We start from the raw sequence: 15,937 nt of genomic DNA, 5'->3' as shown, positions 1-15,937 counted from the left end.
CCTGAGAAATCTCGTTGTTTAACCTCTACTCCCCCGGACTGAACAATCAAAGGACTGTAGCCTTGAAACGCCTGAATCGCCCATTTTCCATCCTCCTCGCCCTCACCTTCTCCCTCAATGCGAATGCACTGTCCCTTCGCTCCGAACAACGCCCCGACGGCACCACTGCCCTGTTACTTTCAAACGAACCCGCCGCAGAACGCGCGCCAAAGCTCAATCAGGATCCCGCGGTGCGCTCTGCACTGGTTGATTTTTTTGGCTATCAGACCGGTAGCTATACCAACGACAACACAATGATTGTGCAGCAAGTTCTGGAAGCGCTTGATTCGGAAATGTCGACGTTTGCGGACGGTGTGCCTGCCGGCAGCAAAATGATTACTGCCATGGATGATGGCAACAATGGGTTTGAGCGCGGCGCATTGTTGCTTAACGACAAGGGCCAGTTGGTCGCTGTCGGGCTGGTCAATGGCCACTGCACGGTCAAGTCGCGTGAGGAAGCTTTGACCTGTAATGATGCCCCGCAAACCGTGCTGACCATTTTCCAACCGCAAGGCGCTAAACAAGCTGATGCCGAATCTTTGATCGGCTGGAGTAAACAACTGCCTCCGATGATGGCGATATGGGCGGAAAGTGATGATCCGGAACGCCGAGCCAACGCGCAGAAAATTGCCAGCGTTGAATACGCTGCAACCAAACCGGAACAGGGAGCGTGGACAGCGGCACAGTTACCTTCCGACTTTCCCAAAGCCATGCTGGCGATGCTTCCGCAGCGGGCTCACCTGATAGGTGCTGGCGCCCACGGTGTTTTCACGACGCCGGGGATGGAGGGCACGCCGATTGAAGGTGATTGGGACAAAATAGCCGGCCGTCCACGACATGAGTTCGAAGTCATTCTCCGGACTTTTACAGAGTACGCAGACGTCATCGACTTCTATCAGCAGCATGCGAAGGATGCCGAAATCAGCGGCAACCAGAGAAAGGCACTCGTTGAAGGCTATATTGGTGGCGGAACCTACAAGATTGAAATCAGTAATAGAAAAGACGAAGGCACAGTGATCACACTCTCTGCTTGGCGACAAGAAGTCTGATTTATCCAAATAAAAAAAGGGCGACCCCATGATCGCCCTCTTTTAAATCAATATATTCTCCCCGTTTAAATCAAAGCTTTTGCAGCTCTTCTTTAGCTCCCGGAGCACCACGATCAATTGCTTTGAGCATCCAGTACTCGGCCTTGGATTTGCTTTTTGGCAAACCGCCACGTCCTTGCGCGTACATTTTCCCAAGCGCCAACTGCGCGTTGCCAAAATCGGCATCCGCAGACTTGCGGTAAAGCTTGGCTGCTTCACGTTGGTTTTTTACGGTGCCTCGCCCCTGTTCAAGCATTTGCGCCATTTCATACTGCGCGTACTTATTGCCGAGCGCAGCCGACTTGCCGAACCAGGTAAAAGCCAGCGCTTCATCCTTGTCCACACCACGTCCATCGGCGATCATTTCCGCGAGGTGAAGCTGTCCGTAGTCGTCACCGGTTTCAGCCAGTTTGCGATACCACTGAGCGGCAACAACATCGTCCTGTGTAACTCCGTCCCCTTTCTCATAAAGGCTAGCCAGCAGCATGTAGGCTGAGGGATATCCGCCTTCGGCGGATTGGTGGTAGTACGCTAATGCTTTGTCCATGTCCTTGAGATTTTTGATCGATCGGCCACCGCGATGGTAAATCTGCGCCAAACTGAACTGGGCCTTGGCGTTCCCCTGCTCCGCAGCTTTCAAATCCCAGTAAACACTTGCGTCTTCACCCTCAACGCTTCGATCCCAACGAAGTTCCTCAGCCAATCCGACTTGCGCTTCAGCATTACCTTGCTCTGCAGCTTTGCGAAACCACACTTCCGGCATGCCCGGTGACCACTGCTCAACCACCCCGCAGAGGTTCTCTTCAATGGCTTTGCCAAACTGCGTCTGCGCGTCAAGATCGCCTGCAACTGCCAGCTCATGCAGACGCTCCGAATTCGGTGAGCATTTGCCTGCCTTCATCCCTTCATAAAAGTCACGCGGCGCTTGTGCCCAGGTATTAAAGGCGATGAACATTGAAAAAAGCGCAGTGCCCGCCGTACCGACAGTTTTGACACGGTTGATCATTTGTTACTTCCTTGTGGCTTAAAAAATCCAACGAAAACCTTGCGGAAAATACTAGCTCGCTTCGAACATCCGCTCGTCCACCTCATACTTAACCACCACCCGATTCCGATACAACCTCACCCTCTCGACCAACTCCCCAACCTGCCCCTTCTCCCGCACCTCCCGCCAAATCTCATTCTCCCGATACACCCTTGCCCCCTCCCGCACAAACCGATGCGCCTCTTGAAACACGTGATAGCGATATTCCCTCACCCGATCACACAACAACTCCCCTTCGAGTTGTGTCTCGCCGACGTTCAACTTCAGCTGAAAGTGCCGATCCGTCGGGTTGTGCAGCACCAGATCAACGTAGTTATAGAAAATCGCCGCCCCAGACCCGAACGGCAGCACCCGCCCCTCATCCGGAAACGGGTCGAAGCTGTGGTTGGAGCGCTCGACCACCACGAGCGGTGAATGAATCGCCATCCAGTGGATCAGGTTGCTCAGTTGGCAAATGCCACCGCCTACCCCGCGTCGTGCCTCACCGAAGGACAGTTCCATGCCTTCAACGTAGCCGCGCTTCAACGTCGGGCGGCCGACGAGGCGGCAGAAGGAGAAGTGTTCGCCGGGGGCGATGATGACGCCGTCGATGGCGGCGACGGCGAGTTTGAGGTTGATGACTTTGTTATGTTGCAGGGCGAGGTCGGAGTCGCCGAGTTTGCGCATGAGTTTCGAGGTGTGTTTGAGGTAGCGATATGGCATGCGCTCGGCCGTGGCGACGGGGCGTGCGTAGCGTTTGCTGGAACAGCGCCAGGCAATCTGGCGGAACAGTCTTTTTTGCCACACGCGCAGCCAGTACAAGGCCGGGTGGTAGAGGGAAAGTGGTTTCATCCGTGACACAACGGCGTGCGCCGTTTCTTCCTTGAACCGCGAGAGGGGCGCGCATTTTATCCGGTAATGACAGGCAGCACCCCATGCATTTCATAAGACCAGCGGTCTCCCTTCGGCATACATCTACCGTCACATCCGCAAATTAAGGTTCGACTAAGGTTGCCTCGCTACGATCGCGGCCAAGAAACCCTGTTGCCTTTGAATCGCAGATGAGCCCTTCCGACATGAAAGCGTTTGATTTACCAACCCAGCCAGCGTCGAATTTCAGCCTTGTCTTGGTAAATTACAAAACCCCGGACATCACCCGAATGTGCCTTGAGCTTTTGCGTGAGCACGTTCAGGAGCAACGCATTCCGGTGTGGGTGGTGGATAACGATTCGGCGGATGCCAGCCTGGATTACTTGCGCTCGCTCGACTGGATCAACTTGATCGAGCGGCCTTCGCCGGGCAAGGAAGCCGGGCATATTGCGCATGGCAAGGCACTGGATCTGGCACTGGAAAAAGTCGACACCGATTATCTGTTTCTGTTGCACACCGACACCTTTGTCTACGACAAAGAGGTGTTTGCCATGATGATGCGCGAATGCACGAAAACGCCGGACATGGCTGCAGTCGGTTGTGTCGAACAACTCAATCGCGGGATTGTTCGTGACACTTGGCGTCTAACTTCGCGCTTCTGCAAGCACTATGTTCGTAAAGCAAAAGTGCGTCTGGGTATGCGTTCGAAAATGCCAAGGCCGTACAAAGAAACGCATCTGAAAAGTTTCTGCACATTGTGGAATGCGCGCTTGATGAAGTCCCAAGGCCTGCACTTCTGCATGGATGACCTCGTACCCGGCTACACGTTGCAAGATCGAATGAGCAGCCTGGGTTATGGCATCAAGTTTCTATCACCGCGCAAGATTTTCAGCTATCTGGATCACATTCAGGCAGGTACCGTCGCGGCGGCGGGCACCTACGGGAAAAATCACCGCAGGACGAAAATGTATCAGGCGACGCTGAAGCGCTTTCAAGGGGCAGCGAGACAAAGCTGAAGCGCACACCTCGGTCTAATTCACTGCAAACAAAAAGGGCGACTATAAAGTCGCCCTTTTTGTTTGCAGAAATTGTATACATCCACTCCGAAGAGGTGTTCGCCCAGTGTAATGGCCTGGCAATCCATGCACCGGTAAAGAGCCCTGACACTGGGCGAACGGGAAGGATTTTAATAGAAGTTGGCGCTTATGTCCTCATTCTTGAATATGAAATTTATGTACGAAAGCGTTAATAGATATTTATCGACGATTCCTTTCATGAAACTTTCAATGAGGTCAATCCAAACTAATAGTATGACTACTCTAATACAAAAACTGTACAAGAGCAGTCATCTTGTAGAGTTAAAGCTCAACTTTCGTGTTGACTGGTCACTTTCAAGATATCGGTGTAAGTGACAATAACGCTCTGCCCTTCTTTCAGATCTTTCAGTTTGGCTTGGATTTCAGGCTTTTTCACGTCGAGAACTTTCGACACGCCCGCCGGGTTTTGCAGGGTCACCTGATTTGTCTTCAAATCAATTTTGGTGATTTTCAATTGCACCTGAACCTGACGGTACGCTTCGCCGCCGGGGTTATCGCTGCCCGGAGCCTTACGCAGCTCACCGGTACGTTCGGTGGTGCCAGGCAGACCTTTATCCACATCGGTATCGAGGTAGGCGGCGACGGAACGCTGTACCTGGATGTTGACCTGATCGCCGGCCTTGAGATTGGCGAGGTTTTTCGCCTTGTCGCTGAGCTGAACATGAACCGGCTTGCCTTCGGCACCTTCGAGCACAACCTGATGGTTGGCGGCATCGACGGAGATCACTTTGGTGGTGACCTGATCGGCTTCAACAGTGGCGGACAGCGGAATATCGGCAGCCAGGGCGCCGAAGCTGGTGGCGGACAGTACGGTTGCGAGGGTGATGGCCTTGGCCAGTGCGTCGAGCTTCATATGCATTACTTTCCCTGTGATGAATGGCAGCGCCCGGCGCCGAATTGGCTTCGGCGACGAACGTGCCACTGAGCATAGACGCTGTTCAGGGCTTGGCTTTGGTTTGTGTCGAGGAGGTCTGTTGTTTGGCGGTGTCCTGCGCGGTGGACTCGCCGCTGGGCGTGCCTTTGCCAGTGTTTTCACGCTGTTTCGGGTCGGTGGGGCGCAGGGCGTCGTTGTCGCGTTCGGTTTCGCCCGGTGGCCGGGGTTCGTCGGGGTGTTCGCCTTGGGTGATCGGTTTCATTGGGGTGTCCTCAGGCTTCGGGGTCGTCGAGTTCACGGACGACGTTGATCGCGGGTGAATCCTTGTGCAGGTCGTCGGCCTTGGCACGCAGGATCTGCCATTGCTCAAGATCGATGGCGCCCTGGCCGAGCAGGTCATCGGCGATGCGTTGCAGATCGAAATAATGCGCGTCGGGGGATTGCTGCCAGTAGGTCCGGTCATCAAACAGACGCTGCCAGGTGGTCATGTCTGGGGGTTGCAGGTCGTCGCTCATGGCAAATCCTCGACAGGTTTTTCTGTAGAGGACAACACAGTAAGCCGAGTTCAAACCGATCCATTGTAGGAGCTGCCGAAGGCTGCGATCTTTTGATGTTGGTCTTAAAAGCAACCTCAACAGATCGCAGCCTTCGGCAGCTCCTACAGGGATTTGCGGATACCTTTCAGTACCCGGTCATTTCCAGATAGCCCCGGCCGGGATGACTGCCGCTGATGCGCACCGGACCTTCCCAGTACGGGATACGCAGGTTCATCCAGGCGTTGGGGTTGAGCGCGTCGAGGGTAATGTCGAGGTGTTTGTCGGGGATGCTGATCGTCCATTTCACCGGCATAACCCGGCCAGCGACTTTCGCGGTGTCTTGCGGGTTGAGCTGGATCTGCGAGCTATTCAGGGTTTGCGTGTGGCCATCGGCAGCAATCCAGGTACCGGTGAGATACGGCGCGCCGTCCTTCTGGCGCATGCGGTAAAGCATCACGTGTTCGCCGCTGTCCAGGTGCAGGGAGAACCAGTCCCAACCGGTTTGATTGGCGGTCAGTGGCTGGCTGCTCCATTCCCGATCGAGCCACGCGGGGCCACTGACGGTGTAGCTCTGGCCGTCGATCTGCAACGTTCCGCTGGCCTGGAAAAACGGCTGGCTGTAGTAATACGACGCCTGCCCCTCTTCGGATTTCTGACTGAACCCCTTGTCGCCCTGCAACACCAGCGGGCGGCTGGAAGTCAGGTGCAGTTGATAGGCGAAATCCTTATCGCGAGCGCTGAGTTGCAGGTCGCTCAGGGGATCCTGCGCCTGACTGGCGAACCGCCAATCATCGATCCACGCCTCGAACGGCGCCAGTTGCACACCCGCCTGCCCCACCCCGCCTCGGGCGTAACGTTCGGCGGCGTGATGCACCGTGCTCGAAGTCACCGCCGCATGCCCCAGCCAGATCGTCTGATCAGCCCACCCAGCCTGCTCCGCCACTGGTTTCAATGCACTGCGAAACAGCGTCCACTGCACGCCGAATTCGTTACCCTGCTGATCCTTGAGATTGGCGGTGACGTACCACCACTCGATGCGAAACCCCTCATGCGCAGCGTGATCCGCCGGAAAACTGAACACTCGCCCCGGCACCACCGGCGTAAACGCCAACGCCTGATCGCCCATCCCGGCGAAGCCTTTCTGCTCCGGCACCGATTGATCGCAACCACCGAGCAGCAACAAAACCATCAGCACAACGAGGTTAATCCTCATGGGCAAACGTCCTCAGCAGATCAGCCGGTTGCGTGCGGTACAGCGAGTACAGCGGCCATGCCGACGCCAGTAACGTCGCCAGCAACGCCCACCCCATCAACTGCAGCAATTGCCACGGAAACACCCGTAACGGCAGCCGCCAGCCAAACGCTTGTACGTTGATCACCGCGTCCAGACACCACGCCAGCGCGATCCCCAGCGGAAACGCCAGCACCAATGTCAGCACCGCCAGCAGCCACGTCTGGCCGAGATTGAGCAGCATCAATTGCCGCCGCGTTACGCCCAGCGCCCATAGCGGTGCGAGTTGGCCGAGGCGGCTTTGACTCTGCGTCAGCAGGCTGATGAACAGCGCCACGCCCGCCACCGCCAGGGTCAGGCTGTTCAACGCCGCAGTGGCCGCAAAGGTGCGTTCGAAAACCTGCACCGACCAGCCCTTGAGCCGCGCCTGATCGACGATGCGGCTGTCCTCCAGTTGAAAGCGCACCTGCAAGCTATTCAACAACGCCGGGATGCTCTGCGGCTCGATGCGCAGATTGAAACGGTTCGGCGTCAGTTGCGGCCAGCCGCGCAGCAGGTGGTGGATACTGACCAGCAAATGCCCCTTGGGATTGCCGTAGTCGGCGTAGATGCCAACGATGCGCGGCGACCAAGTGCCGTTGGGTGTCGGAATCGCCACATTTTCACCCACGTGCAATTTCAGGCGCCGGGCGATTTGCTCGCTGAGCATCACCGCATCATCCGTGGCCAGATGTGCCCACGGATCGTCGCCCATCGCATCAAGCAGCGGCCAGTGCTGGCGATAATGCGCGTGATCGATGATGCCGAACACTTCCGCCGGCCAGCCTTGCAACGTCACCGCGACCTGCCAGTTGGGCAGAATCGCCGCAACATTCGGCTGCTGCTTGAGCCAGCTGTACATTTCCCGCGACTGCGCCGGATTACTCGGGTTGATATACAGCTCGGCACTCAGGCGTTGTTCGAGCCAGTCGTTGAAGGTCTGGCGAAAACCGGCGGTCATGCTGCCCGCACCAATATTGGCGGCGAGCGCCAAAAGCAATGCCATCAACGCCAGACTCAGTGCCGGCAGTTGCTGGCGGCAATCGGCAAGAAACCACTGACCGAGCACCGAGCGACTGCGTCCGAGCAACTGATTCAACAGCGCGCTGAGCAACACCGGTAGCGCCAATGCTGCGCCGATCAGCAATCCGGCCATCAGGACAAAACCGCTGGCCAGACTGTCGCCCCAGATCAATGCAACCAACGCAATCATCGCCAACAGCGCCGCCAGCCAACCTTGTCGGCGCAGCCAGCGCGCGTATTGCTGATGCCAGGCTTGCGGATCCGCCACGGCCAATAACGGCAAACGGGCGGCGCGCAACAGACTGTCGGCCCCGGCAAGCAACGCGCCGAGCAGGCTCAAACCGATGCCGCTGAACCACCACCACGGACTGAGGCGCAGCTGCCCCGCCACTTCGGCGCCGTACAATCCGCGCAGGCTGGCGGCGACATCCGGCAGCAACACGCTGGCCAACCAATAGCCGCTGATCACGCCGAACAATCCGCCGATCAGCGCCAGCACACCCAGCTCAACGATCAAGCAAAAAATCAGCATTCGCGCGCTGACCCCACAGGCGCGCAGCGTACGCAACAAGCCGCGCCGTTGCTCCAAAGCAAGGCCGATGGCGGCGTGGACAATGAACAAGCCGACCACGAACGAGAGAAATCCCAGCGCATCGAGATTCAGGTGAAAGCTTTCGGTCAGTCGCGCCAGATTGTTTTCCTCGCCGCTGCTTTTGAGCTGCAACTGCCCCTTGAACACGGCGGGTAACTCGGCGTGAAAATCCTTGGGCAACAACAGCCGCGACAATTGCCCGGGTTGTTCCAATAGGGTCTGCGCGACGCCGATGTCCACCAGCAACAGGCCGGGCGCCATGTCCTTTTGCGCGAGCAATGGCGGCAATCGCAGACCATTAGCCGTTTGCGGCGTGTCGCCTTCGCGCAGACCCAGCGCTTGCAAGGTTTCCGGCGAAATCCACGTACTGCCCGGCGGCGTGAAAAACTCGACAACACGCTCAATCGGCAACGCCTGCCCGGCCACCGCCGAGTCGGCCGGCAGCGACACCGGTTCGATGCCCATCAATTGCAACCGCTGATTGTCAAAACCCTTGAGCAGCAACCGCCCCTGCAGCAGCGGCGATACCGGCCAGCCCGCTCGGCGCAGATCAACAAACCATTGCTGCGCAAAAGTCGCCCCGTTCGGTGTGCTGAGACTGGCCTGCGGTTCACCGCCGATCAATTGGCTGGCCCGCGCGTAGCTGTCGCGCGCCTGACTGTTCAGCGCTTCGACGCCAGTCAACAGACTGGTCGCCAGCCACAACCCGGTCAGCACACTGAAAAACTGCACCGGATGACGCCGCCAATGGCTGAGCAACGCGCGTAGCGTTTGCGCAAAGACGATCACGTCAGCCGTCCACTGGACAACACCACTCGCTGTGCCAATCGGGCCGCGACTCGCGGGCTGTGGGTGACCATCAACAAAGTGGTTGGCGTGTCATTGAGCAATTCCAGCAACAACCGCAGGACTTCGTCGCTGGTGGCTTCGTCGAGGCTACCGGTGGGCTCATCGGCCAACAGCAATTTCGGCTGCGAGGCCAGCGCCCGGCCCAACGCGACCCGCTGCTGCTGACCACCGGAAAGTTGCTCGGGATAACGCTTGAGCAAATCGCCGAGGCCCAAACGCTGCACCAGATGCGCCTGCCAACGCGGCTCATGACGCCCGGCAAGGCGCGCCTGAAAAGCGAGATTGTCTTCGACGCGCAGGCTGCCGATCAGGTTGAACTGCTGGAACACCAGGCCGATTTCGCTGCGCCGCCAATTCGCCAGTTGCGCCTCGTTCATCGTTTCCAATCGATGCTCGCCGCTGCGAATGCTGCCGCTGTCGACTTTGTCGAGGCCGGCCACCAGGTGCAGCAAGGTGCTTTTGCCACTGCCGGATTCGCCCATCAATGCCAGGCTGCTGCCGGATTCCAGCGTCAGGTCGACGCCTTGCAGCACCGGCAATGGGCCTTGCGGGGTGAGATAACTTTTGAAGACGTTTTCAACACGAAGCATGCCGCCACCTGATCGGTCAGTGTGGGGCAAGGATAGCGGATGCCGGTGACAGAGCTGCATCTTGCGGTGAACTCTATGGCCTCATCGCTGGCAAGCCAGCTCCCACAGGGAATGAGGTAGTTCACAAATATTGAATTCACCCTAAAACACTGTGGGAGCTGGCTTGCCAGCGATGGGGCCAGTCCTGCCAACCCAAAATCTACTGACCGGCCGCGACACTCGCCGGCGCCTGCGATGGCGTGACAATGCTGCCCAGATCAATGTGCTTCCACTCAGGCTTGGCCCCCAGCCGCGCATTGAAGCGGTAGTTGAAGGTAAATTCATCCGCCGTCGCGACACTCAGTGGCTTGCCATAAACAGCCTCGATCCCCGTCAGGTCATAGCCCATCAACTGCAACAGCGTCGGGAAAATGTTGTAGTGACTGGAACGATCCTTGTTCGCCGCCAGTTGTGCCGACCAGTCCAGCGTTTTCAGATCGCTGCCCTGAATCACCACCAGCGGCACCAATCCTTCCTCCTCCACTGGATCGCCACCGCAGTGAGTGTTCAAGCCCGGATTACCGCGCTCATGCAAATCCTGGCCATGATCAGACGTATAGATCAGCAACGCATTGTTCAGATTGCCCTGAGCGAAGACCCGCGCAAAGAACTCGCCGACATTCCACAACACGGTGTTCTTGTAGGCGTTGCGGTACAACACCCAATCATCAGGCTGACCATTGAAACCGTTGCGCTCGCCGGTATCGGCCACCTCGGTGAACTGCCCGCGCGGCAAGGTCGGGCGGTAGGCCATGAACGCATCCGGGTATTTGTCATGCACCGGGAAGTGCGCGCCGACCTTGTTGATCACCACCAGCTCCGGCTGGTCATCGTTGAGCAATTCGATCAGCTTCGCTGCCGCCGCCATGTCGCGATCGCGCACGCTGGTCTGGTCGAATTGCACGAACTGGTCGATGTCCTTCTTCTCGGTGTCGGTCATCAGGTTCTGCAGGTTGCCGGCGGTGCGCTGGGCGTCGATGTACACGGTGCGCAGACCGGCCTTCTTGGCGTACTGCCAAATCGACGGCAGCGTGCTGTTGATGCGCATGTAGTCGGCGCGGGTGCCGCCATAGCGCAGGGTCACGTTGGTGTCGGCGCTGCAATTGGCGATGGACGCCGCGTAGCCGTAATTGAAGACATCGACGCCGGGACGCGCCTGTTTGAGGTTGCTGTGCACACCGAACGGCGCGTTGATGTCGAGGTAATTGCCGGAGATGCTTTCGTCGATGATCAGCACGATGTCATGCCCGACGGCTTGTGAGGTGCGCGCCAGCGTCACTGGTTCGCGCGGGCCGACGGTGTTGTGCAGCGCTTCATAGGCAAACAGATTGAGGTAGGCCAGCGGCGTGTACATGATCGGCAAGCCGCGCGCGCCCTCACCCGCTCGCAAGAACAGCACCGCACTGAGCAGCAGCACACCACACAGTGGCGCCGCCACACGCAAAGCGTTGGGAACCGCCAACCCATGGCGGGGCTTCAGACCGATGCCGAACAGCAACAGCAAACCACTGAGCACGCCACGCAGGAGCGCGTCCCGGTACTGGTACGCCGCTTCCTGGATGAAACCGCCGGAGTAAACCAATGACACGAAACCGCTGTAGGTCAGGTAATCCGCCGTGACCCGGGTATAGACATCGAAAAACACTGCCGAGACAAACATTGCCAATGCGAACACGTGGCGAATGAGAGTCTGCCTTATATACGCCATTAGATATAACGCCAAAGTAAGCGCCAAAAACATCGCGCCAAAAAGAAGTACAGAAAAACTGAAGCCGATAGCATTTAACCGATCAATGTAATATTCGGAATAAATCAACAAATAAACAATTAAGAACAATTCTTTGGCATATCTGAACATGGCGATACCGATCGGGCAAACGGCAGGGAGTCAAAGGTTTGTCAGTCAGAACCTGACACTAGCACCCGGCCATCAAAGCGCAAGAATTGACTGTTTTTTATAGAAAGCGTCAAAAAAACGGTGACTCAAATCTGACACAACCAAGACGCTACAAGCCTTTAAATTAGCGGCCTACGACCGTTTATCGCTTATTTAAAATCTGAACAAATCTGCACAAAAGCAACAAATTCAATCGCAGCAATGACTTGATGGCCAATCGCCAAAAAATGCTCAAGTGTTATACAGATGCAACATGTCATTTTGCTGACACGCTTTTCAAACGCTGCGCTATACCCCTTTAACAATCTCATTCCGTAGTTAACTTTTGGTGTTATTGAGGTGCGCAGATGGACGTGAGCGTATTTGGCACTGGCTATGTCGGACTTATACAAGCCGCCGCACTTGCAGATGTCGGTCATCGCGTTTTATGCGTGGACATTGACCCAAACAAGATTAAACAACTGCAACAAGCGGTGCCGCCTATTAGCGAGCCAGGTTTGTCCAGCACGCTTGAGGAAAACATCAAGGCCGGCCGTCTGCTGTTCAGCACCCAGGCCAGCGACGCGGTCGAGCATGCCGAGCTGATTTTCATCGCCGTCGGCACCCCGGCCGATGAGGATGGCTCCGCCGACCTCAGCCACGTGCTCAACGTCGCCAGGCAAATCGCTTCGTATATGGAAGCTGACCGCACCCTCATCATCAAATCCACGGTACCGGTGGGCACGGCTGATCAGGTGTTGGCTACCGCCAACAGCGAACTGCTGCGCCGCGGCAAGACTGATCTGCAAGTGCGGGTAGTGTCCAACCCGGAATTCCTCAAAGAAGGCAGCGCCCTCGCCGACTGCATGCGTCCGGACCGGATCATCGTCGGCACCCGCGACGACGCGGCCCGCGAGCAGATGAGCGAGCTATACGCACCGTTCTGCCGCAACCACGAAAAACTGATGTTCATGGACAACCGCAGCGCCGAACTGACCAAGTACGCCGCCAACGCCATGCTCGCCACGCGCATCAGTTTCATGAACGAGTTGGCCAATCTCACCGAACTGCTCGGTGCCGACATCGAAGCGGTGCGCAAAGGCATCGGTTCGGATCCGCGCATCGGCTACCACTTCATCTATCCGGGCTGCGGCTTCGGTGGCTCGTGCTTTCCCAAGGACCTGCGCGCCCTGCTGCACACCGCCGAACACAACGGCATGCCGCTGAAACTGCTGCGCAGCGTTACCGACGTCAACGACCTGCAGCGGCACATCCTGTTCAGCAAACTCAAAGCACAGTTCCCGCAAGGCCTGGCGGGTAAATCGATTGCTGTATGGGGTCTAGCGTTCAAACCAAACACCGATGACATGCGCGAAGCCCCGAGCCGTTATCTGATGGATGCGCTGTGGGCCGAGGGTGCCAGTGTGCAGGCCTACGACCCGGAAGCCATGTCCGAATGCCGGCGCCTCTACGGCTACCGCAACGATCTGCACCTGTGCGCCACCCGCGACGACACCCTGGAAGACGCCGATGCCCTGGTGATCTGCACCGAGTGGAAAAACTTCCGCGTGGTCGATTTCGAGTTGCTCGCCGAAAAGCTGCGTTCGAAGGTGATCATCGATGGCCGCAACCTCTACAACCCGGAACAAGTGGCGGCCGCCGGCCTGCATTACAGCGGCATCGGTCTACGTCACATTGCGCCTGAAGGACTACGGCCATGAAGGTCTTGGTCACCGGTGCGGCCGGCTTCATTGGTGCCCATTGCGTGCTGCGGCTGATGCGCGACGGACACTCGGTGGTCGGTCTGGATAATTTCAACGCCTACTACGACCCGCAACTCAAGCACGATCGCGTGCAATGGGTGCGTGAGCAGGTCGGCGATTTCCAGCTCGCCACGGTTGACCTGGCCGATGCCTCGGCCATCGAAGCGCTGTTTGTCCGCGAACGTCCGCAAGTGGTGATTCACCTGGCGGCGCAGGCCGGGGTGCGCTACTCGCTGGAAAATCCACGGGCATATCTGGACAGCAACCTGAACGGTTTCCTCAACATTCTGGAGAGTTGCCGGCATCACCCGGTCGAGCACCTGATCTACGCCTCGTCGAGTTCGGTGTACGGCGCCAACCAGCACACGCCGTACTCGGTGCAGGACGGCGTCAATCATCCGCTGTCGCTGTACGCCGCGACCAAGAAAGCCAATGAACTGATGGCGCACAGTTACAGCCACCTGTTCGGCATTCCTTGCACCGGCCTGCGCTTTTTCACCGTGTATGGGCCTTGGGGCCGGCCGGACATGTCGCCGATCCAGTTCGCCCGGGCGATCAGCGAAGGGATGCCGCTGAAGCTGTTCAACTACGGCGAACACCAGCGCGATTTCACCTACATCGACGACATCATCGAAAGCATCGCTCGCCTCACCCACCGCCCGCCGCACGCCGATCCGCAATGGGATCGCAAGCAACCCGACCCGGCCAGCAGCATGGCACCGTGGCGGTTGTTCAACATCGGCGGGCAGCATCCGGTTGAACTCAAGACCTATCTGGCGCTGATGGAAAAGCACCTCGGCCAGAAAGCCATTGTCGAGCTGCTGCCGCTGCAACCGGGCGACGTACTCAACACCTGCGCCGAGGCCAGCGACCTGGCTCAGGCCACCGGATTTCAGCCCCGGATAGAGCTGGATGAGGGACTCGGATGCTTTATCGCCTGGTTCCGCGACTACTACCCCACTGCCTATCGCCCACGCGCCGTTCGCGGCTGAATGAATGTGGAGGACTCCATGACTGGACATGAGAAAAGTGTAGCGATCCAAGAAATGCGCCGCGACAAGCGCGTGGATCCCGAGCACCGAATGCGTCTCGACGCGGCGATTCATCGCCAGGGTCGCGGCTGGTTTACGGGCCGCGACGGCGGTCGGCCATGGCAACTGTCACGCACCAATCGGGTGGTCGCCTGCCTTGGGGCGCTGCTGATCCTGGTGCTGATCTCGCCGCTGTTGCTGGGTCTGGCGCTGGTCATCAAATTCTCCAGCCCCGGGCCGGTGATGTTCGTGCAGAAACGCACCGGATATCGCGGCCGCAAATTCGGCATGTTCAAATTTCGCACCATGGTGGCCAACGCCGAAGAACTGAAAGAGTCGCTGCGTCACCTCAACAAACACGGTGCCGACGCGATCGATTTCAAGATCGACCACGACCCGCGCATCACCCGCATCGGCGGTTTCCTGCGGCGCACCAGCCTCGATGAATTGCCCAACCTGATCAATGTAGTGACCGGCGACATGCGCCTGGTCGGGCCGCGTCCGACCTCGTTCAACGCTTACCGCTACAAGGACAACCACCTCGCGCGTCTGGCGATCTACCCCGGCATGACCGGCCTGTGGCAGATCTCCGGACGCAGCAATATCGACTTCGACCAGCGCGTTGAGTTGGACCTCAGCTACATCGCCGAGCAGAGCCTTCTGCTTGATCTGAAGATTCTGTTGAAAACCCCCTTCAAAGTATTCAGCGGCCACGGAGCAAGCTAATGGACGGTTCAACCAATAAAAGCCTGAGCATCGCCACCCCCAGCGAATCGAACCTGACCTCGACCGTGCTGGATCTCGATCTGCGGATCCTGTTCCTGACCGCCGCCAACCCCGGCGCCGGCACCACCACCAGTGCCCTGGCGCTGGCCAGCCAACTGGCGCAAATGAGCAGCGGCCAAGTGCTGCTGGTCGACGCCAGCCAGTCGGCCGACAACCTCACCCAGCAGTTGAACCTGAGCAAGGAGCGCGGCCTGCGCGACTTGCTGTTCAACCCCGACAAACCGCCGCTGTTGCAGGACTGTGTGGTGCAGGTCTCAAGCCTGCCGTTCCACGTGCTGCCCAACGGCCGGCCAATCCGCACCCTGGAGCACCTGACCGCCGAGCGTCTGAGCCCGTTGCTTGATCAATTGGGCAGCCAGTACCGCTTCGTGGTGATCGACGGCGACGCGGTGTACTCCGCCGCCGACACGCTGGTGATCAGCACTCAGGTCGACGGCGTGGTGTTTGTGGTACGCGCCGAAGACACCCGTTGGGAAGTCGCCCAGGCCGCCGTGCAACGCCTGACCCAGGCCGGGGCAAAAGTGGTCGGTAGCGTGTTCAACCGGCGCAAGTACTACATGCCCAAATGGCTTTACAAAAACCTGTAAGCG

At 58.0% G+C, this 15,937-nt stretch carries 15 protein-coding genes; 6 read left to right on the top strand and 9 right to left on the bottom strand.

From position 1 onward, the window contains the following. Positions 1-62: 62 nt before the first annotated feature. A complete protein-coding gene (locus AC3IUF_RS11045; RefSeq protein ID WP_007919497.1) occupies positions 63-1,088 on the top strand; it encodes a hypothetical protein in 1,026 nt (341 codons plus the stop codon). 70 nt (positions 1,089-1,158) lie between these two features. Here AC3IUF_RS11045 and AC3IUF_RS11040 read toward each other — a convergent pair whose 3' ends face one another. After that, entirely contained in the window at positions 1,159-2,133 is a 975-nt protein-coding gene (locus AC3IUF_RS11040; RefSeq protein WP_489281025.1) for a tetratricopeptide repeat protein, read from the bottom strand. A gap of 51 nt (positions 2,134-2,184) precedes the next feature. Then, positions 2,185-3,003 (bottom strand): VanW family protein, encoded by an 819-nt coding sequence (locus AC3IUF_RS11035; protein ID WP_489281024.1) that lies wholly within the window; start codon positions 3,001-3,003, stop codon positions 2,185-2,187. Between the two features lie 224 nt (positions 3,004-3,227). Here AC3IUF_RS11035 and AC3IUF_RS11030 point away from each other — a divergent pair, with 224 nt between their 5' ends. Next, positions 3,228-4,037: a glycosyltransferase family 2 protein gene (locus tag AC3IUF_RS11030; RefSeq protein WP_489281023.1), complete on the top strand. Its 810-nt coding sequence runs from the start codon at positions 3,228-3,230 to the stop codon at positions 4,035-4,037. A 349-nt stretch (positions 4,038-4,386) separates the two neighbouring features. Here AC3IUF_RS11030 and AC3IUF_RS11025 read toward each other — a convergent pair whose 3' ends face one another. The 7 genes from AC3IUF_RS11025 to AC3IUF_RS10995 all read right to left on the bottom strand — a co-directional run bounded on the left by AC3IUF_RS11025 (position 4,387) and on the right by AC3IUF_RS10995 (position 11,749). Continuing rightward, a complete protein-coding gene (locus tag AC3IUF_RS11025; RefSeq protein ID WP_042704991.1) occupies positions 4,387-4,971 on the bottom strand; it encodes a hypothetical protein in 585 nt (194 codons plus the stop codon). An 85-nt stretch (positions 4,972-5,056) separates the two neighbouring features. Continuing rightward, positions 5,057-5,254, bottom strand: a complete 198-nt coding sequence (locus AC3IUF_RS11020; protein WP_007919492.1) for a hypothetical protein — start codon at positions 5,252-5,254, stop codon at positions 5,057-5,059. Positions 5,255-5,264: 10 nt separating this feature from the next. Further along, positions 5,265-5,507, bottom strand: coding sequence for a hypothetical protein (locus tag AC3IUF_RS11015; protein WP_489281022.1), 243 nt, complete (start codon positions 5,505-5,507; stop codon positions 5,265-5,267). A 166-nt stretch (positions 5,508-5,673) separates the two neighbouring features. After that, positions 5,674-6,741 (bottom strand): lipocalin-like domain-containing protein, encoded by a 1,068-nt coding sequence (locus AC3IUF_RS11010; protein ID WP_414915469.1) that lies wholly within the window; start codon positions 6,739-6,741, stop codon positions 5,674-5,676. After that, the gene (locus AC3IUF_RS11005) at positions 6,731-9,202 is read right to left on the bottom strand and encodes an FtsX-like permease family protein (RefSeq protein WP_489281021.1); all 2,472 of its coding nucleotides are present in this window, start codon (positions 9,200-9,202) and stop codon (positions 6,731-6,733) included. The genes AC3IUF_RS11010 and AC3IUF_RS11005 overlap by 11 nt, the downstream gene beginning before the upstream one ends. Continuing rightward, positions 9,199-9,852, bottom strand: a complete 654-nt coding sequence (locus AC3IUF_RS11000) for an ABC transporter ATP-binding protein (RefSeq protein WP_447784536.1) — start codon at positions 9,850-9,852, stop codon at positions 9,199-9,201. The genes AC3IUF_RS11005 and AC3IUF_RS11000 overlap by 4 nt, the downstream gene beginning before the upstream one ends. 199 nt (positions 9,853-10,051) lie before the next feature. Then, the gene (locus AC3IUF_RS10995) at positions 10,052-11,749 is read right to left on the bottom strand and encodes a sulfatase-like hydrolase/transferase (protein ID WP_489281020.1); all 1,698 of its coding nucleotides are present in this window, start codon (positions 11,747-11,749) and stop codon (positions 10,052-10,054) included. Positions 11,750-12,135: 386 nt separating this feature from the next. Here AC3IUF_RS10995 and AC3IUF_RS10990 point away from each other — a divergent pair, with 386 nt between their 5' ends. From AC3IUF_RS10990 to AC3IUF_RS10975, 4 genes are read left to right on the top strand one after another with little or no spacing between them, the layout of a single operon-like run. Beyond that, a complete protein-coding gene (locus tag AC3IUF_RS10990) occupies positions 12,136-13,488 on the top strand; it encodes a UDP-glucose dehydrogenase family protein (protein WP_095111616.1) in 1,353 nt (450 codons plus the stop codon). After that, the gene (locus tag AC3IUF_RS10985; RefSeq protein WP_007919479.1) at positions 13,485-14,522 is read left to right on the top strand and encodes an NAD-dependent epimerase; all 1,038 of its coding nucleotides are present in this window, start codon (positions 13,485-13,487) and stop codon (positions 14,520-14,522) included. The genes AC3IUF_RS10990 and AC3IUF_RS10985 overlap by 4 nt, the downstream gene beginning before the upstream one ends. Before the next feature lie 18 nt (positions 14,523-14,540). After that, positions 14,541-15,287, top strand: a complete 747-nt coding sequence (locus AC3IUF_RS10980) for a sugar transferase (RefSeq protein ID WP_007919478.1) — start codon at positions 14,541-14,543, stop codon at positions 15,285-15,287. Continuing rightward, on the top strand, positions 15,287-15,934 hold the full coding sequence (locus AC3IUF_RS10975) for a CpsD/CapB family tyrosine-protein kinase (protein ID WP_095111617.1): 648 nt from the start codon (positions 15,287-15,289) through the stop codon (positions 15,932-15,934). Before AC3IUF_RS10980 ends, AC3IUF_RS10975 begins: the two co-directional genes overlap by 1 nt. Positions 15,935-15,937: the final 3 nt, after the last annotated feature.

Source organism: Pseudomonas sp. KH_040 (genome assembly GCF_057839305.1).
Note: the sequence above shows the minus strand (reverse complement) of the source record. Positions and strands in the feature narration are given on the sequence as shown.

Bases quoted from the DNA above. Each gene is read 5' to 3' on its own strand.
- AC3IUF_RS11040 (WP_489281025.1), bottom strand. From the start codon at position 2,133: ATGATCAACCGTGTCAAAACTGTCGGTACGGCGGGCACTGCGCTTTTT.
- AC3IUF_RS11035 (WP_489281024.1), bottom strand. From the start codon at position 3,003: ATGAAACCACTTTCCCTCTACCACCCGGCCTTGTACTGGCTGCGCGTG.
- AC3IUF_RS11030 (WP_489281023.1), top strand. From the start codon at position 3,228: ATGAAAGCGTTTGATTTACCAACCCAGCCAGCGTCGAATTTCAGCCTT.
- AC3IUF_RS11025 (WP_042704991.1), bottom strand. From the start codon at position 4,971: ATGAAGCTCGACGCACTGGCCAAGGCCATCACCCTCGCAACCGTACTG.
- AC3IUF_RS11020 (WP_007919492.1), bottom strand. From the start codon at position 5,254: ATGAAACCGATCACCCAAGGCGAACACCCCGACGAACCCCGGCCACCG.
- AC3IUF_RS11015 (WP_489281022.1), bottom strand. From the start codon at position 5,507: ATGAGCGACGACCTGCAACCCCCAGACATGACCACCTGGCAGCGTCTG.
- AC3IUF_RS11010 (WP_414915469.1), bottom strand. From the start codon at position 6,741: ATGAGGATTAACCTCGTTGTGCTGATGGTTTTGTTGCTGCTCGGTGGT.
- AC3IUF_RS11000 (WP_447784536.1), bottom strand. From the start codon at position 9,852: ATGCTTCGTGTTGAAAACGTCTTCAAAAGTTATCTCACCCCGCAAGGC.
- AC3IUF_RS10995 (WP_489281020.1), bottom strand. From the start codon at position 11,749: ATGTTCAGATATGCCAAAGAATTGTTCTTAATTGTTTATTTGTTGATT.
- AC3IUF_RS10990 (WP_095111616.1), top strand. From the start codon at position 12,136: ATGGACGTGAGCGTATTTGGCACTGGCTATGTCGGACTTATACAAGCC.
- AC3IUF_RS10985 (WP_007919479.1), top strand. From the start codon at position 13,485: ATGAAGGTCTTGGTCACCGGTGCGGCCGGCTTCATTGGTGCCCATTGC.
- AC3IUF_RS10980 (WP_007919478.1), top strand. From the start codon at position 14,541: ATGACTGGACATGAGAAAAGTGTAGCGATCCAAGAAATGCGCCGCGAC.
- AC3IUF_RS10975 (WP_095111617.1), top strand. From the start codon at position 15,287: ATGGACGGTTCAACCAATAAAAGCCTGAGCATCGCCACCCCCAGCGAA.